The sequence below is a fragment of the Streptomyces luteireticuli genome (genome assembly GCF_041519305.1).
Taxonomy (GTDB): Bacteria; Actinomycetota; Actinomycetes; order Streptomycetales; family Streptomycetaceae; genus Streptomyces; species Streptomyces luteireticuli.
Window position 1 is genome coordinate 13283 of the sequence record NZ_CP167929.1, and the last position, 23900, is coordinate 37182.

At 70.3% G+C, this 23900-nt stretch carries 32 protein-coding genes and 1 pseudogene; 24 read left to right on the forward strand and 9 right to left on the reverse strand.

Translation table 11 applies throughout. The annotated features are described in order from the left end of the window. Nucleotides 1–80: 80 nt before the first annotated feature. The 6 genes from AB8735_RS38705 to AB8735_RS38730 all read right to left on the reverse strand — a co-directional run bounded on the left by AB8735_RS38705 (nt 81) and on the right by AB8735_RS38730 (nt 3457). The gene (locus AB8735_RS38705; protein WP_372412513.1) at nt 81–326 is read right to left on the reverse strand and encodes a hypothetical protein; all 246 of its coding nucleotides are present in this window, start codon (nt 324–326) and stop codon (nt 81–83) included. 78 nt (nt 327–404) lie between these two features. Further along, on the reverse strand, nt 405–890 hold the full coding sequence (locus AB8735_RS38710; RefSeq protein WP_372412515.1) for a hypothetical protein: 486 nt from the start codon (nt 888–890) through the stop codon (nt 405–407). A gap of 59 nt (nt 891–949) precedes the next feature. Continuing rightward, nucleotides 950–1330, reverse strand: coding sequence for a hypothetical protein (locus tag AB8735_RS38715; protein WP_372412516.1), 381 nt, complete (start codon nt 1328–1330; stop codon nt 950–952). Nucleotides 1331–1543: 213 nt separating this feature from the next. After that, nucleotides 1544–2203, reverse strand: coding sequence for a hypothetical protein (locus AB8735_RS38720; protein ID WP_372412518.1), 660 nt, complete (start codon nt 2201–2203; stop codon nt 1544–1546). A 114-nt stretch (nt 2204–2317) separates the two neighbouring features. After that, nucleotides 2318–3007: a hypothetical protein gene (locus tag AB8735_RS38725; protein WP_372412520.1), complete on the reverse strand. Its 690-nt coding sequence runs from the start codon at nt 3005–3007 to the stop codon at nt 2318–2320. Nucleotides 3008–3049: 42 nt separating this feature from the next. Then, nucleotides 3050–3457, reverse strand: a complete 408-nt coding sequence (locus AB8735_RS38730; RefSeq protein ID WP_372412522.1) for a hypothetical protein — start codon at nt 3455–3457, stop codon at nt 3050–3052. A 675-nt stretch (nt 3458–4132) separates the two neighbouring features. On the opposite strand from AB8735_RS38730, the gene AB8735_RS38735 reads away from it, so the two are divergent. The 15 genes from AB8735_RS38735 (at nt 4133) to AB8735_RS38805 (ending at nt 15913) form a co-directional block, all read left to right on the forward strand. Beyond that, the gene (locus AB8735_RS38735; RefSeq protein WP_372412524.1) at nt 4133–4582 is read left to right on the forward strand and encodes a hypothetical protein; all 450 of its coding nucleotides are present in this window, start codon (nt 4133–4135) and stop codon (nt 4580–4582) included. Nucleotides 4583–4785: 203 nt separating this feature from the next. Continuing rightward, on the forward strand, nt 4786–5388 hold the full coding sequence (locus tag AB8735_RS38740; RefSeq protein WP_372412525.1) for a hypothetical protein: 603 nt from the start codon (nt 4786–4788) through the stop codon (nt 5386–5388). A gap of 230 nt (nt 5389–5618) precedes the next feature. Then, nucleotides 5619–5873 (forward strand): hypothetical protein, encoded by a 255-nt coding sequence (locus AB8735_RS38745; RefSeq protein ID WP_372412527.1) that lies wholly within the window; start codon nt 5619–5621, stop codon nt 5871–5873. Nucleotides 5874–7828: 1955 nt separating this feature from the next. Then, nucleotides 7829–8827, forward strand: a complete 999-nt coding sequence (locus tag AB8735_RS38750; RefSeq protein ID WP_372412529.1) for an LPD29 domain-containing protein — start codon at nt 7829–7831, stop codon at nt 8825–8827. Nucleotides 8828–9002: 175 nt separating this feature from the next. Next, nucleotides 9003–9260: a hypothetical protein gene (locus AB8735_RS38755; protein WP_372412531.1), complete on the forward strand. Its 258-nt coding sequence runs from the start codon at nt 9003–9005 to the stop codon at nt 9258–9260. A gap of 121 nt (nt 9261–9381) precedes the next feature. Next, complete coding sequence (locus AB8735_RS38760; RefSeq protein WP_372412532.1) at nt 9382–9723, forward strand: hypothetical protein; 342 nt, start codon at nt 9382–9384, stop codon at nt 9721–9723. A gap of 147 nt (nt 9724–9870) precedes the next feature. Further along, entirely contained in the window at nt 9871–10116 is a 246-nt protein-coding gene (locus AB8735_RS38765; protein WP_372412534.1) for a hypothetical protein, read from the forward strand. 76 nt (nt 10117–10192) lie between these two features. Further along, the gene (locus AB8735_RS38770) at nt 10193–10603 is read left to right on the forward strand and encodes a hypothetical protein (protein WP_372412535.1); all 411 of its coding nucleotides are present in this window, start codon (nt 10193–10195) and stop codon (nt 10601–10603) included. 180 nt (nt 10604–10783) lie between these two features. Beyond that, nucleotides 10784–11152 (forward strand): hypothetical protein, encoded by a 369-nt coding sequence (locus AB8735_RS38775; protein WP_372412537.1) that lies wholly within the window; start codon nt 10784–10786, stop codon nt 11150–11152. Nucleotides 11153–11319: 167 nt separating this feature from the next. Beyond that, a complete protein-coding gene (locus AB8735_RS38780) occupies nt 11320–11847 on the forward strand; it encodes a hypothetical protein (protein ID WP_372412539.1) in 528 nt (175 codons plus the stop codon). Between the two features lie 208 nt (nt 11848–12055). Continuing rightward, the gene (locus AB8735_RS38785) at nt 12056–12322 is read left to right on the forward strand and encodes a hypothetical protein (protein ID WP_372412540.1); all 267 of its coding nucleotides are present in this window, start codon (nt 12056–12058) and stop codon (nt 12320–12322) included. Nucleotides 12323–12895: 573 nt separating this feature from the next. Further along, a complete protein-coding gene (locus AB8735_RS38790) occupies nt 12896–13480 on the forward strand; it encodes an LPD29 domain-containing protein (protein ID WP_372412541.1) in 585 nt (194 codons plus the stop codon). A gap of 128 nt (nt 13481–13608) precedes the next feature. Beyond that, a complete protein-coding gene (locus AB8735_RS38795; RefSeq protein ID WP_372412543.1) occupies nt 13609–13959 on the forward strand; it encodes a hypothetical protein in 351 nt (116 codons plus the stop codon). A gap of 104 nt (nt 13960–14063) precedes the next feature. After that, entirely contained in the window at nt 14064–14615 is a 552-nt protein-coding gene (locus AB8735_RS38800; protein ID WP_372412544.1) for a hypothetical protein, read from the forward strand. Nucleotides 14616–14992: 377 nt separating this feature from the next. Beyond that, nucleotides 14993–15913: a hypothetical protein gene (locus AB8735_RS38805; RefSeq protein WP_372412546.1), complete on the forward strand. Its 921-nt coding sequence runs from the start codon at nt 14993–14995 to the stop codon at nt 15911–15913. 422 nt (nt 15914–16335) lie between these two features. Here the strand turns inward: AB8735_RS38805 and AB8735_RS38810 are convergent, their stop codons facing one another. Beyond that, entirely contained in the window at nt 16336–16524 is a 189-nt protein-coding gene (locus AB8735_RS38810) for a hypothetical protein (protein ID WP_372412547.1), read from the reverse strand. A 246-nt stretch (nt 16525–16770) separates the two neighbouring features. On the opposite strand from AB8735_RS38810, the gene AB8735_RS38815 reads away from it, so the two are divergent. From AB8735_RS38815 to AB8735_RS38850, 8 genes and pseudogenes are all read left to right on the forward strand, one after another. Beyond that, the gene (locus AB8735_RS38815) at nt 16771–17772 is read left to right on the forward strand and encodes a DUF932 domain-containing protein (RefSeq protein WP_372412548.1); all 1002 of its coding nucleotides are present in this window, start codon (nt 16771–16773) and stop codon (nt 17770–17772) included. A 436-nt stretch (nt 17773–18208) separates the two neighbouring features. Continuing rightward, nucleotides 18209–18628 (forward strand): hypothetical protein, encoded by a 420-nt coding sequence (locus AB8735_RS38820; RefSeq protein WP_372412550.1) that lies wholly within the window; start codon nt 18209–18211, stop codon nt 18626–18628. A 75-nt stretch (nt 18629–18703) separates the two neighbouring features. Beyond that, a complete protein-coding gene (locus tag AB8735_RS38825; RefSeq protein WP_372412552.1) occupies nt 18704–19567 on the forward strand; it encodes a hypothetical protein in 864 nt (287 codons plus the stop codon). Between the two features lie 131 nt (nt 19568–19698). Further along, nucleotides 19699–20055 (forward strand): hypothetical protein, encoded by a 357-nt coding sequence (locus AB8735_RS38830; protein WP_372412554.1) that lies wholly within the window; start codon nt 19699–19701, stop codon nt 20053–20055. Between the two features lie 28 nt (nt 20056–20083). Further along, nucleotides 20084–20440, forward strand: coding sequence for a hypothetical protein (locus AB8735_RS38835; protein WP_372412556.1), 357 nt, complete (start codon nt 20084–20086; stop codon nt 20438–20440). A gap of 249 nt (nt 20441–20689) precedes the next feature. Beyond that, nucleotides 20690–21328: pseudogene (locus AB8735_RS38840) on the forward strand (bifunctional DNA primase/polymerase). A gap of 162 nt (nt 21329–21490) precedes the next feature. Beyond that, on the forward strand, nt 21491–21859 hold the full coding sequence (locus AB8735_RS38845; protein ID WP_372412557.1) for a hypothetical protein: 369 nt from the start codon (nt 21491–21493) through the stop codon (nt 21857–21859). A gap of 247 nt (nt 21860–22106) precedes the next feature. Further along, complete coding sequence (locus AB8735_RS38850) at nt 22107–22445, forward strand: hypothetical protein (RefSeq protein ID WP_372412559.1); 339 nt, start codon at nt 22107–22109, stop codon at nt 22443–22445. 113 nt (nt 22446–22558) lie between these two features. Here AB8735_RS38850 and AB8735_RS38855 read toward each other — a convergent pair whose 3' ends face one another. Further along, entirely contained in the window at nt 22559–22756 is a 198-nt protein-coding gene (locus AB8735_RS38855) for a hypothetical protein (protein WP_372412560.1), read from the reverse strand. A gap of 18 nt (nt 22757–22774) precedes the next feature. Then, nucleotides 22775–23173, reverse strand: coding sequence for a hypothetical protein (locus AB8735_RS38860; RefSeq protein WP_372412562.1), 399 nt, complete (start codon nt 23171–23173; stop codon nt 22775–22777). Between the two features lie 478 nt (nt 23174–23651). On the opposite strand from AB8735_RS38860, the gene AB8735_RS38865 reads away from it, so the two are divergent. Further along, on the forward strand, nt 23652–23852 hold the full coding sequence (locus tag AB8735_RS38865) for a hypothetical protein (RefSeq protein ID WP_372412563.1): 201 nt from the start codon (nt 23652–23654) through the stop codon (nt 23850–23852). Nucleotides 23853–23900: the final 48 nt, after the last annotated feature.

Consider the following 23900-nt stretch of genomic DNA (forward strand, 5'->3'; position numbering starts at 1 on the left):
CCCGGCGGACCAGCCCAGCCGACCCGGGGCAGAGCACTGCCGGTTCCGGCGACGGCTCCTCTCCAGCGGCCCGGTGGCGTTCACCCAGCGCGGCGCTTGGCCTGCGCGGCAAGACCGATGAAGTTCTTGATGTGCTCTTCGACTCCGCGACGCAGGCGGGGCTCGGCCGGGTTGTCGGCGAACTCCAGCAGCTCCGCACGCATCAGGATCAGGTAGTCGACCGACTGCTGGGAGTCCGGGCCGCCGTCCGCCTTGAACTGGCCGATCAGCTTGTCGACTTCACCGGCGAAGACGCGGGCCTGCTCAGACTCGGAAAGAGCGTTCACGGGGCTATTCCTCTCAAAGGGGGGCGCCATGGGCGACACCCCCGACATTCACTAATTTACGCACAATGCGCAATCTTGTCAAGCCTTAAGATATGGCACCGTAGCTCCCAGATGCTGCGGCCGGGAGGTCCGCGAAGGGGGTGCTTGCAGCGCACTTGTCGAAACCGCGCGCGGGGCCGGCTTCGGCCTCACCGGAGCGGCCGAGGGCAGAGCGCAGCAGGCCCGGTGGACCGGCCGCATGGGACGACGCCGATCGGAATAGGAGGCGCCCGCGTCAAAGTCGACGTCGTAGACGTCGCGCAGATCGTCGGTGACGATGAGCTTCCCGGAGGGCACGTCGAGGGTGATCTCCGTGGTGATGCCCATCAGATAGGGGCACGGGTCCTGGACGTGGACGGTGCCGTCGCGCAGGACGTACGTGGGCCGTTCGTCGCAGGTGGCGCAGCGCCAGTGAGCGCCCACCACCATCGGCTCCTCGCCGGGCTCGGCGACGACCATCACGTTGTCAGTGCGCTTGGGCAGGAGGTCGTGACCGTTGGTGTTCAGGGGAGTCCGGGTCGACATGGGGTGGGGCTCCTCGGTGCTATGGGTTCGCACGGGGTACGGGGTCAGGGCGCGGCCGCTCAGAGGGCGGCCGCAGCCCCGTGCCAGGGGCCGGGGGTGCGCTCGTCCTGCGACGTGTGGTGCCAGCGCCGGGCGTCATGGTGGCACCGGTAGACCCGCTTCTCCTCTTCGGCACCCCGGGTGCTCAGGCGCTCGAGCCGGATACCTGCCAGCAGGTACAGGGCGCGCCACTGGGTCGGCTGCGCGGTCTTGCGGCAGCGACACTTGGATTCGCTCACGGTCCTGCGGGGGGCGTCGAGGGGGAGGAGGTTCGTGGCGACGAAGTGGAGCAGGTCGGAGCGCCGGACGCGTGCCCACTCCGTCCATCCGTCGTCGAGCGAGCCGATCACGTAGAACCGGGTGACCCAGCCCTTCTTGAGCGTGTAGCGCGCCGTGGCCATCACGGCAGCTCCACCCCTCCGGCTCCCCTCGACGCGCGCTTCGCCGTGCTTCCGCTGCCAGGAAACCTCCCATCCGTGCTGCGTCATCAGGGCGGCGAGGCATTCAAGGGAGGTAGGGAGCGGGACGTTCACGTGGATCTCCGGGCGGTCGCGGTGGCATCGGGCGCTTGCCTCGCCCGACATTCACTAATTTACGCGCCACGCGCATATCTGTCAAGCCTTAAGAAACGTCAGGGGGGATGCCCCGACACGCCAGCACCGGACCAGAACACCCGAACACGCCGAACAGGAACCAGACCAACGGACGGCAGGGCGCCGACCCTCGGCCGCAGCCGCGTGCGAGTCAGGGCCGGACGGCGAAAGCGGCACGCCGTGCCGCGGGCAGCAGGACGAACGCACCCGCAGCCACGGCGCGGGCGGGGCCCGGGCCGATCTACCTGGGCCAGCGAGGACGACGATGTCGCCCACGGCGACCCCGTGGTGCACCGCCACGGCCTCCTCGGCGGAGCCCCCGATCTCGAACAGGCCCTCGCGGACGAGGTCGTCCACGGCGGGGATCAGGTAGGTGACGTGACCGCCGAGGGGCTGTGACCCGTGCTCGCCGTCCAGGCCGAGCACAGGGAACGGACCGTTCTGGCGGAGCAGGCCGAAGCCGTTGCTGACCCAGAAGGTCTCCACGCTGCCCTCGTGGGGCAGGACGCTGAACCCGTCACCGGTGGAGAAGGAGCGCAGGCACCGCAGACGGTAGGCGGCCGCGATCGCGCGGTCGGCACCGGCGAGCATCTCCAGGTCCGCGTTGAACAGCTCAACAGCACGCCACAGCTCGTCCTCCGGGTCGGGGCTGTCGGCGGTGTAGGAGAAGACGCGCAGCATCGGGTGGTCGGTGCGGTAGCCGAAGAAATGGCCGGGACCAGGGCAGCGAGGCCTGGGCTGTGCAGGCCAGCGGTCAACTGGCCTGCACGGGCGAGCGCCGCGGGCGGCAGGCGCCTATTCGACGCCGGGGTGAAACGGGGACAGCTCATTGGGCAGCTGCCGGGTGTAGATGCCCTCCAGGCCGGTGGGGGCGATCAGGCCCCAGGTGAAGGTGTCGGTGTCGGCGTAGAACTGTCCGTGCCGACGGTGGGGGCGGGTGTAGGCGCGCAGGACGCCGATGCCGTAGGCCTCCAGCGTGCCGTCCATGAGGCCGTTGCTCTGCTCCTCGGTGGCGGGCGACGCGTGGCTGTACTTGTCGAAGTCGAGGTCTGCGACGACGGCGAGCACGGGGCTGAGGTCGTCCTCGACGGGGCCGAACATGCTGTGCCAGTGGGCGAGATCGGCTATGGCCTCGGCGCGGCTGGCGCGGGTGTTGAGGTAGCGGACGCGGTCGCGGTGGTCGGGCACCTCGTCGGTGTCGTACAGCCACGCCTCGTGCGTGTGCTCCGCGTCCATGCCGACGCCGGTGTGACGGCGGCGCAGGAATCCGAAGGCCTTGCCGTCGAGGGTCACGGGGTGATGTTCAGTGCAGAAGTCGCAGGTGATGCCGACATGGCGCAGGAGGCGCTGGAGGCGGGGGTAGCGCGCGAAGCGGGTGCCGCAGTTGCAGCATGTGTACACCTCCCAGCTGCTGGGGTTCGCGACCGTGTCGTGGCGGCACTGCGGGCACTGATAGGTCTTGTTGCGGTACCAGTCGATGACCATCGGGACTTCCTCCTGGGGCAGGGGCGGCGGCGTGGTGTGGGGTCAGGCTGCGCGGTAGGGGCCGCGGAAGCGGGTGGGGATGTCGGCGGCCGCGGTGTTCTTGGCGGGGAGGTTGTCCGGGCCGTTCTTCCAGTAGCGCCAGAGGCTGAGAGCGAGTTCGTCGGTTTCGGCGTCGCGGGCCTCGCGGGAGCCGTAGGCGCGGACGGTGACGTCGCCCTCGGTGAAGGTGGCGAGTCCGTAGATGACGCCGAGCGGGCAGTTGTAGTGGGCGACCACGCTGTAGGGGTAGGCCCCGAGGTCCCAGCCGTCCACGCCCCAGAGGGGAACATCCGTCCACCCGGCGGGCAGGGACTCGATCCAGTCGTATCCGTCGCCCTCGTGGAAGTCCTCCGGGTAGTCCGGCAGGACGCTGACCGGAAACTCATCGTCGGCGAAGACGGGGTGCGACATGCGGCAGTCCTCCTAAAGGCGTTCCCTCGCGGGCTCAATAACTAATTTACGCATCGCGAGCCAGACTGTCAAGACTTAGGAAACGCCGGGATTGAATCAGCCGCCCGAAGGGGAGGCCGCGACGTCGGACGGGCGCCCGAACATGCAACGAGACACCGGCCGTCGGCGCCGGCGACGACGTCGACGAGGACCAGGACGCCCCCGACACCCTGCGGGATGGCTGCAACCGTCCGCCGTACGCACGGAGGCCGCCGGGCATATCCCGCCCGAGACGGCACCACTCGCAGCCGACCGGATCCAGGGCAAGCGGCCGGCGAACCGGGATGCCGACAGGCCGGACCGGACGCGGGGCGGAGCGAGAACACAGGACGGCAGGGGCGGCCGCGCCGACGAGGCAGACGGGGTCACGGTGGGAGCAACCGCCGAAGTCGACACCCCGGCCGGACAAGGCCGACCGTACCCCCGAACGGCCACACCAACACGACCATGGGCGCAGCGCATTCAACCCGCCCACAGCAGCCGCGAGCCGGCGGGGCGCAGCGCAGCTGAAGGGCACACACTCCCACGTTTCTTAACCCTTGACACGATCGCGCATAGTGCGTAAATTAATGACTATGCGCTGGGAGGCGAGCACCCGAGCCGACCACCCAGCCCCAACACCGAGAGGGAGTCCCGATGCCCAGCCTCTTCGCCCGCCACGCCCCCGTTGCCACGAGCATCCGGTTCGCCCAGGCCCACGAGTTCGATGCCGCCACCTGGACCGAGGAGCAGGTGCCGTTGGTCCTGGTGGACATGACGGTCGCCGAGGCCGACGAGTGGGAGTGGATCACCGACACCCTCACACCGGGCGGTCTGGGAATCCGCGGGACCAAGGTCTACCTCGGCACCACCGGCGACCTGCTCGGCATCATGCTGACAACCGGGACCGGCTGGCACGTCGAGTACTACGACACGGTGATGGTCGGCGACTACGTCGCCGTCCCGTTTCCCGGTCCCCTCGGCACCGCCCGCACCGAGCAGATGGCGACTCAGCAACGCCCGCCTGTCCGCGCTGCGGCAGGCGCGTGCCGCAGCCGAGGCCCACCGCCGGGAACACCGGGCCATCGAGGAAGCCGGTCACGGTGAATCTCCGTACGCGCCCCTCCTGGCCGCATAGCCCCACAACGCTCCGGGGGCGGGCACGGCGACCGTCCCCGGCGAGCGGCAAGCCGACCACATCACCTCGCACGACCAGCAGGCGCCGGCCGTCGTGAGGCGGCAGCCGTCGCCCCAATCGATAGCCACGCACGCATGACGCACGCACCCGGACTCCAGGAGGCCCCACACAAATGACCCCCGACCCGACCGACTTCCGGTACACCGCCCCCAGCGGCAGCTCCCTGTACGCCCAGCGCACCGCCACCGAGCCCGACGGCGACACGGCCGTCGCCCTCACCACCACCAGTCACCGCGGCCAGGGCCCGTTCGTGGAAGTCCCCCCGGACTCCGTCGGCCAGGTGGCGGCCGGTCTCCTCGCTCTGGCCGGCGAGCAGCCAGCCGCACGCGGCCGCGAGGTGTCCCGGGCACTGACTGAGGTGCGCACCGTGCTCTCCCGCGCGGAATCCGCGCTGTCCGCACTGACAGCCCGGCCGACGGAGCTGCTGCACGAAAGCGATGGCCGCGGGCCGCTGTGGGACGAGCACGGCGAGTGGGTCCGGGCGTACGACCCCGACCACGAGGAGATCCGGGCCGCCCTCGGGACGGTGATCGCCCTGCTGTCGCCGTGGCGCCGCACGGGCCGGCCTGCGGGCACCGAGCGGGAGCGCCTGGCCGAGCTGAAGGGCGTGCCGTCCGCGTGCGGTCTGCTGTGGGCCGGCCGCGTCGCCGCCGACCACACCCGCACCACGATCACGACGCTGGCCTCCGGTAACAGGCCGTCTCCGCAGGACTGACCTCCCCTTCGTGATCCATCCCGTCGGCCGGGCCCCCGTCACGCGGGGCCCTCACCGTCGAGGCCCTGCCTTATGCCGGGGCCGCACCGGAGCCCGCCGGGCCGGAGCACCATTGATTGACTTCTTAACGCTTGACAACACTTACTCATGTTGCGTAAATTAATAACTGTTGGAGGGGTGAGCAAGTACCCGACCAAACACCACCCGTACCTGCCACAAGGGAGACAGTCATGACCACCAAGTCCGTCTGGGACATCAAGTTCTCGACCATCGACCCCAGCGAGACCCCTGGCCAGGTAGTCACCCGCGTCTATGACGGGCAGGGGACGGTCGAGGACGTCGCCGCCCTGGTCAACCACTCCGGAGGCGTGGCCCTACTCCGCGCGTTCAAGGCGATAGCCGCCCGGGACGGGCTCCCCCACATGCGCCGCCTCGTCACCGAGTACGGACACATGGAGGCCAAGTTCTGGGCCAAGATGTGCTGACCCCAGAAGCCCGCGCCAGCGTCGACGAGCGCCGTGCAGTTGACGGACCGCAGGCTCGCGGAATGGCGCTGTGAAGAATACGTTGATCTGCTCTGCGTCTTGAACGGCGTCACGGCAGGCGCGAGCGCATCCCCGTGTTCCGGAATACTCGAAATACTGTCGTCTTCAGCCGCACCGCCATCTTTCACGGCCAGTTCGATAGGGCAAGCTCCGCACCAGCACCTCTCGCGCCCTTGCAGGCCTACTTCTCCACCGGATGGAGCGGGAGAGGCTGCACCTATTGGACCAGCCGGCCGAACATCACGGTCTTGCAGCAACTGCTTCGACTGCAGCCCATCTTGTACCCGCATCAGTGCAGCAGCGACAGCGTGCCCGACCGGAGCAGCAGTGCTGCACTGGCGCGCTGCACGTGGCTGCGACGCCTGGTCGGTCGCTGCAGCAGCCCGCGGGAGGGCCAGTATCTGCGGGGTACATGTGCTGCTGCAGATGTCACGAGAGGGCGCCCGGGCGTCTCCGTGAAGCAGCAGTCAGGATGCAGCGCCGCGCCGAACGGCTGCCCGGGCGAGGCGCTTGTCCGCTGCCCGGGCTCCGAGCGGCGGACTGCTGCCTCAGCCGACTGCGGACTGGGCCGTACGGCGCACGGAGCGGCGGAACGGCAGGCGGGGCACTGAGTCCCAGGTGGGCTGAGGCGGGTTCTCCCGCTGGCCAGCAGCGGGGCTGTCACGTTGTCACGTGCAGATGACGTACGCCGCGCAGCGGAGGGTCTTCCCAGGTCAGGGCGAGTATTCCTGCGATGTGACAAGGGGCGTGACAGGGGGCGTGACGCCGTCGTCGTGACACGGGGCAACATCGGTGGCTGAGCCCGCCGGCCTCGTCTCGCAGCCGCTGAAGTCCCCAGCCCGGCAGGCAACCGGCGTGCTTGTCGCACTCGCCCGCGAGCGGTGGCGCGAGCAGTTCCAGCGGGCGGGGTCGCGCTTCCTGCCCCGCTCCTCCGGGTCGCTGTCGCTTGAGCCGCACGCAGCAGCCGACGCCCCCGGGGACTTCCTGCAACATGATCACTCGGCGGCATTGCAGCAGCCGTTTTCCGGGTGTGCAGCGTCATGACGCTGCACACGACTGCCCATCCGGAAGCCGAGTGCAGCACACCCCCGGGGGCTGTCAGGGTCCGGGGCGCTGCAGCGGGCTGCAAGCAGCCAGTCCCCTCAATTCCCCGGGTTCGTGATCGCGGAAAAAACGACGAGCTCCAAGGCAAAGATCTGGTTGCAGCGAGGGCATTCCACCTCCTCACCCCACTCCGGGAGTCCGAATCACTTTCCACACGGCTCGCAGTGCACCGAATAGGTATTTATACCGGCCGTGGCAAGGTTCTTCTTCAGAGGAATACGGAGCACGGCTTTGCGTGCAAAGCGAAGACGGTGGACGAGCAGATTTCTGAGCTTAGAGCCGTCCTCGTATTTATTTCCCTTCCGGCTTACGCGCATCGACAGCTTGAAGTCACGGTCAGAAAGCGGCGACATCAACAACTCCAGGTGCTAGGTCGGTCGTCTTTCGGGGGGGGCCGTCTGGGCCAGCTACGCCTACAGGCCGTTCGCGCGGAGCCCGCCCCTTCATGGACTATTTTACGCATCGCGAGCATCAGTGTCAAGACTTAAGAAGTGGCGACACTGCGCAGCCTCGCGGCGAAGCGAGGCGCTGCGGCGCCGCGATCGCGGCGTCGGTGAAAGTCCACACCCTCGACGCTTCGCCGCGCACGCGCCGCCAGGGGGCGACGCCCGGCCGCCGCAACCCTCTACAGCAGGGGTGCGGACTTCGCGGCACGGCCGCCGCCGAATCGCAGGCATCTTCATTGCTTAAGACTTGACACCCCTGCGCACGTTGCGTAAATTAATGACTGTCGGCGAGCGAGGCAAGCGCCGCCGGCCACCGCGACCCATTCACTACGCAAGGGAGCTACCATGCACCGCCTCACCTTCAACGCCGACGGCCACGTCACCCTGCCGAACCGGGCCGCCCGCTACACCGTCGCGGTGCACCGTGACCTCGCCGCCGGGTGGGAGGACGTCACCGGCCTGGTGATGCCGGACGGCACGATCTCCGGCGCAGGTGCCGAGCAGATCACCACCCTTACCCTCGTCGCCACGGACGGACTGGGCATCGTCGACGAGACGGGCACCGTCGTCGTCTACGCCGCACACGGCCCGGCCTTCCGGCTCACGCCCGTCGAGGGCTGGACCCGTCTTACGCACGGCCACAAGCTCGCCAACCGGTACACCGCAGAGCACGCCAAGACCGGGGACAAGAAGTGGACCCCCGCGCGCACTCGCGGAGAGGAGGAGCTCACCGCAGGCGCGGCGCAGCGTCTGGCGTGGCGGCCCGGCTGCGACGCGGCGGCCGACGACAACGGCGTCATTGTTATTGAGCAGAACGGGACGGCGGTCCGGCTGACTCCCGTGGTCCGTCCGCGCTACCGGGTGGAGCGCTGGGACTCGCGCGCGGTCGCCAAGTATCTGCGCGCGCAGCTGAAGAAGACGTTCCCGGGCCAGAAGATCTCGGTTCGGTGCGGGCGGGGCAGCGACCATGCGTACCTCGACATCCGGTGGACCGGCGGCCCCTCCGTGGACCAGGTGCGCGAGGTGTGCGACCCGTGGCAGGGCTCGGACTTCGACGGCATGACGGACTCTATGAACCAGCGTGAGCCCCTGCTGATCGCCGCCGACGGCGGCGAGCTGGTCGAGATCCGCCCCCTCACGGACCTTTTCACCTACGAGCGCGACCGGCCCGAAGGGGTCGAGGCCAAGGCCCTGGCCCTGGTCAAGCAGGAGACCGGCAACGAGTACCACTGGCAGGTGACGCCCTTCACCTACCAGCACCGCCACTTCCGCGGTGTCACCCGCTGGGACCAGCTCCGCCAGGTCATGGACGCCATAGAGGCCGGACAGATCACCGTCGAGTGACCGCCTCCCGCCGGGGCCCGCCCGCGTGCAGGACGGGCCCCAGCGGGCATCCAGGCAGGGCGCATTTCTTAAGTCTTGACGCATGGGCTCGCTTAGCGTAAATTAATGATTGTCGGCACGGGTGAGCAAGCACCCGGGCCGGCCGCCGCGACCCATCCAGGACAGGAGCGCCCGCATGACCGCCCTTCTCACCGCCCCCTTCGAGTCCGGTCTGCCGTCTGCCCTGGACGTCGAATTCATCACCTGCGGGGACTGTGGCGAGCCTTCGCCGTACGTCTACGACGAGGACGAGGACGCGGCGTTCAACAAGGGGTGGCACGTCTTCAATCTCGACGACTGCGGCTGCCCGCACGCCAGGTGCCCCGACTGCAAGGACCTGTGGTGCGGCACCCCCGACGACACCCCCCGCCTCCTCGGCATGCGGGTCATCTGACCAGACCCCGGCGGTGGCCGCCCGGGCGGCCACCGCCCCCGCCCGGGCCGCGCTGCACGGCCGCGCACCCCCGCGACGGCCCGCCCACCCGGATCTCCGCACATAGGAAGGCGCCTTCGGCATGGATTCCCCCGACGCAACCCCGCCCGCCGTCCGGCTGATCGACGATGCACAGTCGGCGCTGAAGGCGTTCGGCGCAGCTCCCCGCTCGACCGGACCGGCCGCAGCGCTCGCACACTCCCTCGCCCGCCTCGCGGTGCATGCCTCGACGGACGGCACCGAATCCGATGCCGGGGCGTGGAACGCCGCCTACTGGGCGCTGCTCGCCGCCCTGGGGAGCGTCAACGCCGTCCGCAACACGTACCCGCCCACGGCACAGCAGGCCGCCGACGCCGTGCGGGCCGCAGGCGAAGCCGTCGACACGTTCGCGGCCGTCGCGCAGCCGGGCTCCGCCGCGCACTAGCCCAGGCGTCGAGCGGTGCGGCAATCCCAACCACCGACGTTTCTTAACCCTTGACACTTACGCTCGCACGACGTAAATTAATTCCTACAGGAGCGGGTGAGGCAAGCGCCCGCCGATCACCATGACCCCATCTCACGAGGAGCCAGGATGCTCACGCTCGCCAACGTCCTCCCCAGCGGCGTCTACGAAGTGCGGCTGATCGACGAGTACGGCTACACCGTCGCCACCAACTACCGCGTGCCCGGACCGCAGGTCGAAAGCACCCGGGCCGCGTTCCTGCGCAACGACGCCGCCAAGCACTACGCCCAGTGGCGCAACCACGGCTACCGGCAGGGACTGCGCGGCTACCGCGTCCAGATCTTCGACGTGACGGCGTTCATGCCCCGCGCCTGACAAGAGCGGGCCGCTCCCCGACCGCCGGGGAGCGGCCCGCCGCCTGCCGGACACCGCCTACCAGGAGACATGAACCATGAGCCGCACCACGCATCACCGCTGGGCCCGCGCACCGCACCGCCGGTGCACGCTTCTCCTGCGGGGCGCCGCGCTCGCCGCCATCCCCTCGCTCTTCGGCGGCGCGCCGTCGCTGATCCTGCTGAGCCTGCTCGGCGTCGCCAGCCTGGGGCTGGGGATGTTCCTGTACGGCGCGCGCGATCGCCGGTGCCAGGGACACGCCCCGTCCGGCGGCTCCGCCCGGGCAGCCATCGCATCCGCCACCGACGCCCTGCTCGTGCTCCTGATCGCCGCCTTCCTCGTCGCCGCCCTGTGCGGGAGCAGCGGGGCAGACCTGCTGGCCACTCCCGGCGGCTTGTCCGCCGTGGCTGTTCTGGCGCTCCTGGGTGTGGTTCACCACGGCGCGCACCGCAGCCGCTCCCGGCGGTGAGCCGGTACTCCCCGGGCCCCGCCGCCGGGCCCGGGGTCCGTGCCCGGCGGGAACAGCCACAAACCCCGACGTTTCCTAACCCTTGACATTTGCGCTCGTGTCGCGTAAATTAATACTTGCTTGGGCGGGCGAAGCAAGCGCCCCGCCGGCCACCACGACCCGGACGCCAGGAGGCATCGCATGAACACCACCACCCCTTCGCTGTCGGAGATCGGCGAGCAGCTCCGCTCCGTCGCCGCTGCCTTGAACACCGCTCTGCGACACGAGGGCATCGCGCACCCCGACGACGCCGACGCCCTGCTCAGCACGCTCGGCGCGTTGGCGCAGCGGCAGGTGCACGCGTTCCAGCAGGTCTCCGAGGCCCTGACGCGCATGCACAGCGAGGGGCATCTGAGTCTCGCCCCGCAGGCGGCCCAGAGCGTCAGCGTGGAGGACCGCCTCCGGCCGACGCTTGACGCACTGAACGCCGCGTCCCTGTATGCGCAGCAGATCGACAACGCCCTGGGCCGGGCGCAGAACGGGCTCACCCACCTCACCCGCAAGGGCTGAGGCGAGGTGGCGCAGTGGCGCCGCGCCGGAAGCTCGGCCCCGGCATCACTGCGGGCCCGCCAGCCCCGGTCCGGTGCGCGGTGCCGCGCACCGGACCGCGTCGGGCGGCCCCAGGGCCGCCCGACGGCCATCACCGCACTTTCCGCACGCACAAGGAGTTGCCCCGCATGAACGGTCCCGGCGAACACCAGCCGACCCAGTTCTGTCCGCACCGCTGGTGCCCCGCCCTTCACGCCCTGGTGCTCGTCGCCATGCTGCCCGCGCTCCTGCTGGCCGGATTCTTCGGCGGCGGCCCCATGTGGCTGTTGTTGGCGCTGCTCGGCGTGGTCAACGTCGCGATGATGAGGCTCATCCGCAATACGGACGTGTACGGAATCCTCCTGCCCGAGGAGGACGGCGCGCCTCTCGCGGCCCGGCCGGGGTGGTCCGTTGTCGCGGTCCTGAGCGATGTGGCGTACCTGCTGGCCGTCGTCGGCTTCATCGTGAGCGCGGCGTACGACCACAGCAACGCGGCGGTACCCGCCCCGACCGTCGCCGGTTACGCCCTGGTCGCCGCCTTCCTGGCTCTGTGCGGCCTGCAGCAGGTCGCACACCACAAGGCGACCCGCTGCGCGACAACGCCGGATACAGGGGAAGAGGCTGACGCCGCATCGGCCGGGCACCCGCTCACCGGGGAGCCGGATGACCACCGCTGATGCCTCCTTGAAGCCCGCCGGCCTCGATGACGCCGGGACCGCGGGCGCGGGCGCAGCTGCACGACACCAGTCGCCCAGACCTTCAACCGCCACCAAGGCGATTCCTAAAGCTTGACACACTCCGCCCTTGTAGCGTAAATTAAAGGTACAGGCCGCCGGCGAAGCAAGCGCCGAGGTCGACACCAGGACCCCCTATCAGGAGGCACACATGCACCACATCATGGCCGCGAAACTCGCGCCCATCACGGCAGACTCCTGCGTCTGGATCGTCACCCGGGGCGAGCCCGGAGAAGGAGGCCGCATCTTGGGCGTCTTCTCCGAGCCCTGGCTGGCGCTTACCCGGCTCCTTTCCGAGACGGCAGAACTGGCCTTCGCGGTCGACCTGATATGCCAGGACCAGGACACGGGCACGATCCGTGTCGAGACCGACCTCGACTGGATCGCGCTGGAGCGTCACGACCTCGTCGGCGCCTGAACCGGACACCGCACAGCCCGCACCAACCCGGGCCGTGCGGGCCCGTCACGCCCCTTGCTCCCGCGCGGCGCAGCAAGCGCCGTACGGGGGCAAGGCGGCATTTTCGCAGGTCACGGCTGTCACGCTCCTGGGCGTGACAGCCGTACGTGACAGCATCCGTGACACTTGCTGCGCCCCTCCAGCGGCTCCGCACCACCCCGTCCCAGGTAGCACCACGCCGACGAGAAGCGCCACCCGGGCGCACCGGCCCCTCGACGGAGGGCGCGCCCCGCTCCGCCTTCGGTCACGGCGACCGCGGCTGACCCCGAGTCCACCGCCCGCAGGGCCCTCCCGCCCCGCACCGACGTGCCCTGCAGTCGGACGCAGACGGCTGCGGCGCCGTCTCGCCGAGGGGCGCATCCGCGCCGGCGGGGCCGTCGCGACTTCGCCCACCGCAGGATTGCCCGGCCCGAGAAGGGCTCGGGCGGTGCCACCATTGACAAGATCGCTCTCATAACGTAAATTAACGATTGTCGGTCGGTGAGCAAGCACCGGACGGCCACCGTGATCCGAACCGAGCCAGGGAGCCCTCGCATGACCCACGATTCCGCCATCCGCCGCGCGAAGCAGCTCAACAAGGCCTACCGGGACCTGCGCCTGTCCCCCGGCGCCCGCGTGCGGTACCACGGCACGGTCCGTGAGCTCCACGGCCAGTGGACCGTGCACCCGTGCAACTGCCACGAGTGCACCTACAAGACCCTGCTCGGCCTCCGCGCCACCCGCTACGCCCTGCGCACCGCCGACGGCCAGCCCGGGCTCATCCACGTGCGGCACACCTCCGTCACCCCGGTCCCCACCCCTGAGGAGCTCGGCCAGGCCGGTATCTGGCTGGTGACCAAGTACGTCGCCGCGCATCTGCGCAAGCAGCTGCGCGAGACGTTCCCCGGTGCCGCCTTCTCGGTCCGCTGCGGCCGCGGGAAGAAGTCGTGGGAGATCGACGTCAGCTGGACCGGGGGCCCCTCGGAGCACGACGTCCGCGTCGTCACCGCCCCGCTCCTCGCGGGCTACGGCACGCCCGACCAGTGCCGCCCCCGCCCGGTCACGGTGACCGTCGCCGGTCGCGTCCGCCACGGGATCCCCCGCTGCTCCGCGATCAACCTCGTGCGCGTCCCCGGCTGAGCGCCCGCCCTTCCCAAGTGCCCCCGCTCGACCGGCGCTCGGGGCGGCGGGCGGCCCTGGGGCGCCGCGCCTGAGTGCGCGGCCGCCCGCCGGAGCCGGACTGTGCTTCGTTCGAAAGGACTTCAGATATGCCCGCTCCCGCCGACGAGATGGCGGCGGCCCTGGCGCAGATACGCGCCGGGGCGGACCGCTTCCGCACCGCGGCCCGTGCCGCTTCGGGTGCCGGCGAACTCGCCGATGCGCTGCGCTCGCTGCACGACCACCGCGATCCGGATGCAGGCGTTCTGAACGCCGTTCACGCTCTCATCACCGCCTGCGCCGACGCCCTGGCCGCTTGCGGCGACCCGCGCGGACCCGCGGCCGCCGAGTGGCTGGACGAGGCGGCCTCCCGGGTGTCCGACGGAGCCGGCGAGCACATCGACCGGGCCCGCGAGATCCTCGCCGGAACGGCTCCTGGCCCGGCCGGCGAATCCCGGTAGCTCCGAGGACAACCGGCACGGGTGCGGCTGGCCGCCTGCGCCCGGGGCCCCGCCGCCCGGCAGCACCTGGACCACCGCTCCCGAACTGAAGGGCTCACCCGGCCATGCCCAAACCTCTGCTGTTCCTGGACGTCGACGGTCCCCTGAACCCTTACGTCGCCCCCGCCGAGTTCCTGCGGGCGCACGGCTACGTACGCCACCGGATGCTCCCCGAGAGCTGGGTCGCCGAGCACGCAGGCAAGCCCCGCTCCTACATCCGTCCCCTGACCGTGTGGCTTAACCCCGGGCACGGGCTGCAGCTGATGGGCCTGCCGTTCGAGCTCGTCTGGGCCACCACCTGGGAGGAGGACGCGAACTCGTGGATCGGACCGCGCATCGGACTGCCCTCACTGCCTGTCGTGACCTGGAGTCCGAGTGCCGCCTGGCCGGACGGAGCCTTCGCCAAGGCGCCCGACCTCGTCACCCAGGCCGGCGGACGCCCGTTCGCATGGGTGGACGACCAGATCCGCCCGGCCGACCGCGAACACGTCGCCCGCCGGCACCGGGGGCCGGCTCTGCTGCATCACGTCGATCCCGCAGCCGGCCTCGGCCCCGCCGACTTCACCGCCCTCGCCCACTGGGCCGCGGCCCTGCCCGCCACGCCGACGGGCCCGTGACTCTCTCCGGGATCAACGAACCACGTCCTAAGTCTTGACACGTTAGCTCTTGTAGCGTAAATTAATACTTGTTCGCGGCGCCGGGAAACCGGCACCGCCCCACGAACGAGCCCAGGTGGCCGATCACCGCCTCGGGCCCAAGGAAGGCTCGTGACCTTCTGGAATCCGGTGTAGGCGTGCACTCCCCCGCCCCGGGGGCAGAACGGGTTCGAGTCCCGCAGATTCATTCACGGCACTGCCCCGCAGCCCGCCAGGACGCGGGGCCACCCCTCACACACAAGGACCATTGCACACCTTGAGAAAAATAATGCCGCTACCGTTAGAGGTTCGCTGTCCCTGCCGGGACAGCGGGCCACCACCGCTTCTTGGAGCCCTGCATGAAAAGCCCGCGCGATGTGGAGAAGGCGTTCGCCGAGCTGCCCCAGCGCATCACCACCAAGCAGATCGCCCAGGCGACCGGCCGGACCACGGCCGGGGTCGGCAACTGGATCAACAACAAGAAGCTGGGGTTCCCCGGCCCGTCCGGCCCTCCCTCCGGCCGGACCCAGCTGCGCGACCGCGACGAAGTGCTCGCCTGGTACATCAAGCAGCCGTTCTCCGGGACAGAGCGCCGGGGGCCTCGCGACGTCACCGCCGCCGCCCGCAGCGCCCGGCCGGAACGCACCCGGCTGAGCGTCGCGGAGATCGCCGGGATTCTCCAGGTCAGCCCCCGTGCCGTTCAGTACCACATGACGCCCGAACGGGACACCGACCCCTTCCCTCCCGCCGACGCACACGGCGACCGTGAATGGGCGGCGGTCCGGGCGTGGCTGCTGCGTCGTGACGCCCCCCTCCCGGACCCGACGCCGGACGGCGGGCGCGAGTGGCCGAAGGTGCGCGCCTGGCTGCTGGCCGTCCACGACCAGGAGCAGGACGAGGACTCGGCCCCGCGCGACGAGGCCGGACTCACCTATGGGCAGCGGGACGTCCTGGAACGCGCGCGCGTGGCCCTGGCAGAGGGCGAGGACGTCCCCCTTCAGTGGCTCGCCGAGGTGACCGGCCTCGACGACCTCGGCGAAGTGGAGCGGCTGGTACGCGAGGGCAGCTGGCCGCCCGGGACACCGGACAGGCTGCGGCCGACCGCGCTCGCGACGGAGCTCGGCATCACCCGGCACAAGCTCCGCCACCTCGCCGAGAAGCACACGGGCAGCAACCCGTTCCCGGAGCCGGACGAGACCGGCGCGCGCGATACCGCGCAGGTGCGCGCCTGGCTCAAGCGGCACGGGATGCTCCCGGACCCGCCAGAGCAGTCCTCCTGAGAGGTCAGGACACGATCCCCACGAACGAGCAACGGGTGAACCAGCAACGCCACACGGCTGTTGTACGAGGCCGGGGCACGGTGGACTCCGCCGCGTTCTCGGCGCATGCAACCAGCCGCTGCCCGGCACTGCGCCTGCGTCGGCAGCACCCCGGGTCCGTAGCGGCCTCGGTATAGTGGCCGCACCTTCCATTCATCGACGAGGGCTTTCCTTCTGAGGTGTTTGGGTCCGGTGAAGGGGCCAGACGGTCTTGCAAACCGCTTCCGTAACGGGAGCGGAGGGCTTCGGCCCTGCCGTCTGGCCCCGCTCCATGTCCGGGGCCAGGACCCCGCGTACTTCCCGCACTTGCCTTCTCGTCCCCGTTCCCGGCACCGCGCCCTGCAGCCGGTCCGCGGCCGGCGCCGCGACGGCACCGGGTTTTCCTAGCGCCTCCGCCGGCGCCACGCGTCCCGCGCGAGCCAGCCGGTGCTTATCAGGACGCAGGCCAGCGCAGGCCAGAAGACCACCGGCTGACGGCCGGCACAGAGCGCCGCCGCGACCAGCGCGACCACTCCCACCGCGACGGCCACCGCCGGGCGGGCCTGCCCGGTGCTCGAGGTTTCTCGGGACAACGTTCTCTCCTTCTGCTTTCTCGGCCAACTCTCCGCGTACCCAGCAGCGTTCGCCTTGCGGCGCACGGCGGTGCCGTGGTGACGGCCGTGCGCCGCATGTGCGGTGCGCCTTCTCCTCCGGCCGGTGCGGACACCACAACCTATCGTTTCTTAAGTCTTGACACTACTCCACTCTCACCTGTACAGTCTTAAGAGACAGCACGGGGCGGACAGAAACCCCGGCGAGAACCCTTGGAGTGGCTTCCCGTGACCGTTGCCCTGGAGATCCCGAACACCGGCACCGCGCGCCGCACCCTCGACCGGACCGACGCCTGGACCGAGCTCGGCATCGGCGTGCGCGGCGCGAAGACCGCCGAGGAGGCCCTCAAGTCGGCGCACCTGTGGGGGTGGGACGTCCGCAAGATCGGGGGCGTGACGGCCACCGAGACCTCCGGGGACAGCATGACCACCGTGAAGATGCCCGACTCCTACGCCACGGTCCGCACCAACCCGCTCACCGGCGAGACCGACTACCTCGGCACGGTCGGCCGCAAGTACGTCCCCGTGCAGAACGAGGCCCACGCCGAGGTGCTCGACCTTCTCGCGAAGGAGAGCGGCGCCGTCTTCGACCGGGCCGGGGCCTTCCAGGGCGGCCGCAAGGTGTTCCTGTCCATGCAGCTCCCCCAGGTCCTCAACCTCGGCGGCATCGACCACCACGACCTGAACATCGCGGTGTTCAACAGCCACGACGGCTCGTCCGCGTCCAGCGTCCACCTGACCCCGACCCGGCTGCTGTGCGGCAACATGCAGAAGATCGCGATCCGGGGCGCGAAGTACTCCCACTCCATCCCCCACACCGTCAGCGCCGAGAAGAAGATCACGGCGGTCCACAAGGCCCTGTTCGCTCTCTTCGACTACCGCGAGGCCTTCGAGCGCGAGGCGGACCGCCTGCTGAACACGCCGATGACCCTGGGCGGTTTCGAGCAGCTCGTGAACAAGGTCTGGCCGGTCCCGACCAGCCCGAGCAAGCGCACCCGCACCAACCACCTCGTGCGCGTGACCACGCTGCGCAGCCTGTTCGAGGACGCGGACACCCAGGCCAACATCCGGGGCACCGCCTGGGCCGCGTGGAACGCGGTCGGCGAGTACCTCGACCACTACGCCCCCGCCAAGACCGGCGAGATCCGCGCCGCCCGGTCGCTGTCCTCCTCCGGCACCGTCACCAGCATGAAGCAGAAGGCGTACGACCTCCTGGCGCTCGCCGCCTGACAGACCGCCGCCCGGGGCCCTTCCCCTACTCCCCCGGTCCCGGGCGGCTCTCCGGACCCGCCCCGCACTCCCCCGCGGGCGGGTCCGGCCCCGAATATCCGGCCTGCGCGCAACTCCCGGCCCCGTGGATACCGCCTCGGACCCCGCCGCCGGGCCGCGCACAGGGGCCGGTACCGCCTGCCGGTCCTGCCCGGCCGGCACTGCCGCTGCGGGCCAGGGTCGCGCGCCGCTGCGCACGGAACCTTGCGGAAGGCTCCGCGCCCACGGACCGTCCGGGCCCGGCCCGGCCGTGCCGCCGCTCTTCCCGCCCCACACCCATCAACACTTCTTAAGGCTTGACACCATGGCGCGTGAGGCGTAAATTAATCAATGTCGCCCGGGCGAAGCAAGCGCCGGTCGGCCATCAGACCCTCACCAGACGAAAGACGACGAACTCATGACCGCTACCACCGTCAACGGCCTCGAGGTCATCGGCTCCGAGCCTGCGGAGTCCCCGCTGCGCCCCGGCGGCCACACGATCTACTTCAAGCAGATCCGCAAGCTCCTGCTCGAAGACGGGTCCGAGGTCTACGGATGCGCCCACGGCGACTGCGACTTCACCCGCGACACCACCGAAGGGGTCCGCCCGCACCTGAAGGCGCACAAGGCGCGGCCCCTGCCCCGCGACGTGTCGACGCTCCCCGTCAACGAGCTCGTCCCGCTCGCGCAGGAGGCCGAGAAGCTGCGCACCGACTACGCCGCCACCGCGGAGGAGCTCGCCAAGACCGTCGCGGACCGCGACCAGTGGAGGAAGCGCGCGCGGAGTGCTGAGGGAGACCTCAAGGCGATCCGCAAGGCCCTGCGGACCGCCGCGTAAACACCGGGGCTGGCGCGGCGGCGCACCGCCGCCGCGCCCTCACCACCGTCACACCACAACGAAAGACGCCTCGCTGTGCCTCTCTTCCTCGAAGCCGACGGATACGGCCCCGGCGGTCCGGACAACAAGGGATGGAACCGCCTTTCACTCAACGCCCACTTCGACACCCGGCACCAGTGCGGGCTGCTGCCGACCAACTTCCCGACCCTGTTCGAGTCCCGGACCGGGCGCCAGCGCTGGGGCGGCTACGAGCGCTGCCCCAAGCCGGGCGGCGGCTACTGCGCCACCTGCTCTGTCTACCAGCGCGCGAGTGAGCACCGGCCCATGCCCTGGCCGGAGAACGTCCCGCTCGTCCTGGTCCGCATCCGTCCGTGGCCGCCGACCCCTGGCTCGTTCCTCGTCAACGACGCCGCCGGGCGCAGTGACCTGCGTGTGCACACCTGGGCGGGCAGGGACCTGGGCATCACGACGGACTGGCGGACCCTTCGCAACTCCCCGGGCATCTGCTTCAGCTGGTTCTTCCGCGACGATGATGCAGAGGCATTCTGGATCGTTCGCAGCAATCCGGCCGCTACGGCCGCGCTCGTGCGCACCCGGCGCTTTGAGACGCATACCCGGCATGCGCTGTACGCCGGCCAGGGACAGCCGCGCCTGGCTCTCCTGACGTGCCACGGCTGCTCACACTCCGACGACGACCTCCAGCACCTGGCGGCCGACCTGGGCGACGCCGCCGACGGCACCGTGGCCGCCGCAGCCAACACGCCCGTGCTCCCTGAGCGCCTGGCGGGCGTACCCGCCATCGGGCTCGTCCACGAGGACGGGCGCAGCCGGATCCGGCACCGCGACGCCACCACGTCCATCAGCTGGGACATGCCCTTCGGCGAGGGAACCGCGGCTGCGCTCCTGGCCCACGCCGTCCGCCTCGCCTGCTCCTTCTGACCCGCCCCGGTTCCCGCCAGCCCGGCAGAAGGGAGCTCCATCCGCCTCACGCAACGGCCCACCCCGGTCAGTCCAGCAGCCCCCGATCGGGGTGCCCCGCAACCACCACTTACTCACGCATCAGGAGCCGTATGACCGTCACCTTCGCCGACGCCGCCCGCTTCCTCGCCGACCAGGCCAGCCTGAAGGACCTCGAACTGCTCACCGGAGCACTGGAACAGCGGCGGGCCACGCTCGCCAAGGAGCGGATGCAGTCCATCACGGCGGGCCAGGACGTCCGCCTGGACCAGATCAAGCCCGCCGAGCTCGCCGGGCTGACCGGCACTGTTCAGCACGTGTACCGCGCCCCCCGCACAGGCGGCACCGCGAACGTGCTCCTGGACGCCGAATCCACCTACCGCCTGGCCCTCTACCCCAAGTACTGCCTTCCCCGGGACGCCACCGAGTTCACCGTCACCGTGCCGCTCGGCACCGTCTTCCCCCGCTGACCCCAACCCCCTAACGGAAGGACACCCGTTGCCCACCGGCATGACCGCCGACGCCGTCTGCGCCTACATCACCGCCTCCGCCACCGTCAGCGACCTCGACGTCCTCACGCACCTGCGCAACCTGCGCCGCACCCTCCTCGACACCGTTGTGGGATCCGGCTTCCGTGAAGGCGACGGCGTCGTCGTCCACGGCATGAAGAAGGACTTCAACGGCCTCTCCGGCACCGTGAGCGCGCTCGACAAGACCGGCAAGGGCGTCGTCTTCGCCCACCTCAGCCTCGATGCCGCCTCCGCCACCCGGTACAGCAACTCCCGCACCGGCCGCACGAACGGACCCAGCGACGAGCTCGAAGGCATCCCCCTCAACTGCCTGAGCGCCGCGTAGCAGCAAGGCAAGACCAGGGCCGGGGCGCGCCGTCCGCGCTCCGGCCCTGCTTCCATTCCGGCGACCGCCCGGCGGGGAGCCCCCGGGCCTCCCGCCGTTGGCGGACAGCCGCTGCGCCAGGCACTACACCGCGTGCCGCCGCGCCGCGGGCCCGGGCCGGACGGCCTGGTGCTCGAACCGGCTCCCGGCGCCGCCGATCCGCAACCCTTCGCCGGCCGAGACCGCGGCCGGCGCTTTCCCGAGGACGTCGTGACCGAGGACTCCCCCACTGTCCACGCGCTCAAAGCCGCCGCGCTGGACGCGGTCCGGCGCCGGTGGCACCTCTTCCCCCTGCGCCCCGGCAGCACCGAACCCGCGCTGCGTGACTGGGCGCAGCGCGCGACCGCCAACCCCCTGCGCATCGGCCGGTTCTGGGACACCCAGGGACCGCACAACATCGGCCTGGTCCCCTGCGCCTCCGGCCTGGTCGTCCTCGAACTCGCCGCGGCACCGCCCGGCGAACTCCCGCCCCCGGCATGACAGCAGCCGGGTGTCGTCGATGGGCTCGACGTCCTGGCCGTCCTCGCCGAAGAGGACGGCCAGCGCTACCCGACGGACACGTTCACCGTCGCCCGGCCCGACGGCGGCATGCAGCTGCACTTCGCCCACCCTGACGGACTGTGCCCGGCCGCCGACCCCGGCCCTGACGGCGTGCTCGGCTGGCGCATCGGTATCCGAAGCGCCGACGCCTACGTCCCTGCCGCAGGCAGCGCAACTCCCGCAGGCGGCTACCAGATCATCCACGACGCGCCGCCCATGCCGTGGCCCGGCTGGCTGTCCCGCCGGCTGACGGCCATCGGCGTTCCCCGCTCTCCGCCGTGCGCCCGGAACACCTCGAATGTTTCTTAAGTCTTGACGCACACCCCGGATCACCTGTACAGTCTTAAGAGATAGCGAGGTGGAGAACACCCGTCTTCACACCGCAGACCAACTTCAGGCCGCCGCCTCAGAATGCGGCGCGCTGTGGTCGCACCGGCCCACCGCGGCCCCCTCTCCCCAGAAAGGACCTCCGTGTCTCACCGCCACTTCGCCAACAGAGTCTGCGCGGACTGCGAGGCCACCGGCCTGCCGTACATCAAGGCCCGCGATCTCGAGCCCGGCATGCTCATCCAGGACCGCTTCAACCCCGGCCCCTACACCGAGTACCGCATCGGCGAGATAGGCGACGTGAAGAAGTCCACCCTCGACAGCGACGACGGCACGGACCCCGTCGAGCTCGTGCAGTGGAACTTCGCCTGGCACCGGGTGTACCGGGGCAACGAGCTGCTCGCCGAGAACACCGGCGAGTGGCGCGTCACCTACGCCGTGACCGGGTACAGCGAATACCTCCCGCTCGAGCCCGGCAGCGTCCAGCGCCCCTCAGCCACCCCGGCCCCGTAAACGGCCCGGGCCGCAGAACCCGGCGGGCAGGCAGTGCGCCCGCCCGCCGCCCGGGGGGGATTCCCGCCACGGCTCGCCGCACAATCCACTGGCGCCGCGGACACGGCAGCACTTGGCCCTCGCTGTCCCGGGACAGTGCCCCGGGCCTGCGCTCGCACAGCAGGCGCGCTACCGGCGCCAAAGCCCCGGCCGGCGCGCCACCTCCCCCTGCCAACCAGTCCACGCCGAACACCAGGGAGCCACGCCCATGACCGCCCGTGAAGTACTGCTCGCCGAACGGCTGCCGGAGACCGTCGCGGTCCGCGAACTGGCGGCCGGCGACCGCATCCGCGTCGATGGCATAGCCGTGGATCTCGACGTCCTCGGCGTCGAGATCAAGCACGACTTCCCCGCCTGGCGCACGCTGACCTTCCCCGGCACCAGGACCCTGGACCTCCATGGCAGCCACCGGGTGACCCCTGTGTCCATGCGCCGGCGCCTCCCGGTCGCCTGCCGCCTGTGCAAGGCCATCGCGTGGCAGACCGTCGACCTCGTGGCCGACGGAGTCCCCACGGCACGTGTCTGCACACCCTGCGACCCGGCATAGAAGCGGCACGCGATCTGCCATGCGGTCCGGCATCCGGCGGGCTGCGGCACCGAGCACGGTGCCGCAGCCCGCCGGCGTTCTTCACGGCGCTCCTCCAGCAGGGGACAGCAGCGTCAGTGCACGAGCCGACCGGTCGCGATGGCAGCTTCTTCGAGCGTTTCCGGCGTGACCTCGCCCTTGTTCATCGCCGTCTCCCAGACGGCGCGCGTCGCCTCATCGCCGTACGCCTGCTGAATCGGCACCAGGACGCGGAGCTTGTATTCGCCGATGACGGCCCCCTCCTGCATCCGGTCCTGGAGTGCGCGGAGCACGGGCAGGGCCCAAAGGGTTCACGCAAAGGGCTTGTTGTCCACGTAGTCCCACCAGAGGCTGGCGCAGTCACGGAGCATGTTGGTGCGCTGCAGGCGGTCGAGTGCTGCGATCTGCTCCACGTTCCGCGGTGCCGCGTGCGGAGCGACGACCAGGAGGATTCCGGCAAGGCCAAGGACGGCGGCGGGATCGTCCACGACAGCTTCGGTGAGCGAGCGCTGACAGGGTTCGCAGAATTCCCAGGCGGCAGAGACCAGGGCGGCGGCCTTGCTCATGTCGGTGCCCGGCGACGGTGCGGCAGCGGACATGTCGAGTAGCCCGTGGCGGTGAAGTGTTCCGGCGTTGGCCGAGGTGAAGGAGGCCGCGGTCTTCGCCTTGAGGTGTTTGGCCTTGTTCTTGCGCGCGTGGTCCTTGGTCATACCGTGCTCTCGCTTCCTCGCGCTCCGGCCCATGATCCGGCGCGCGCGAAGGGACAGCGGGCATCGGATGATCCGCACGGCCGCAACAGCCGCAGGTGAAACCCCCATTTGATGCTGCTCTGCCGGACCTTGGGCCCGGGCACCTCTGCCGCTCACTGCGCTGCGTTCATGGCCGCCGCGCGGACTTCGGCCGATGGGACCGGCCGCCTGCACGCAAATTAGCGGACCGTCGGCCGGGAGTGCCACGGCGACACGACCGTGCCTTACCCGGCCCAGTGGCAGTCGCGGTACGGCGGCACAGCCGCCCGCGCCGAGGCGTGTCCGTGGCAGCGGCCCTTCGGTGCGGGACAGGGTGCCTCACTGGATCGCCGGATGCGCTGACCTGCGGGAAGGTGGCACCCATCACACTTTTACCCTTGCAGATCGAAAGGATTTCCTGTAGTTTTAATCTTGCAGATGGAAAGGGAAAGGGGCTACAGTGAACAAGGACCTCAAGAAGCTGATCGCGGCGCTGGAAGTGCAAGGGTTCGACGTGGAGGTGGGCAAGAAGAACCCGCACCCGATCGTCCGCAAGGGCGGACGCCGCGTCGCCACCCTCTCCAGCACGCCGAGCGACCGGCGCAGCTGGCTGAACGACCTGTCCGCCCTGCGGCGGGCCGGGTTCAAGTGGCCGCGCTGACCGAGAGGTCCACGGGCCGCCCCCAGGGGCGGCCCCGCCGCCCGCCCA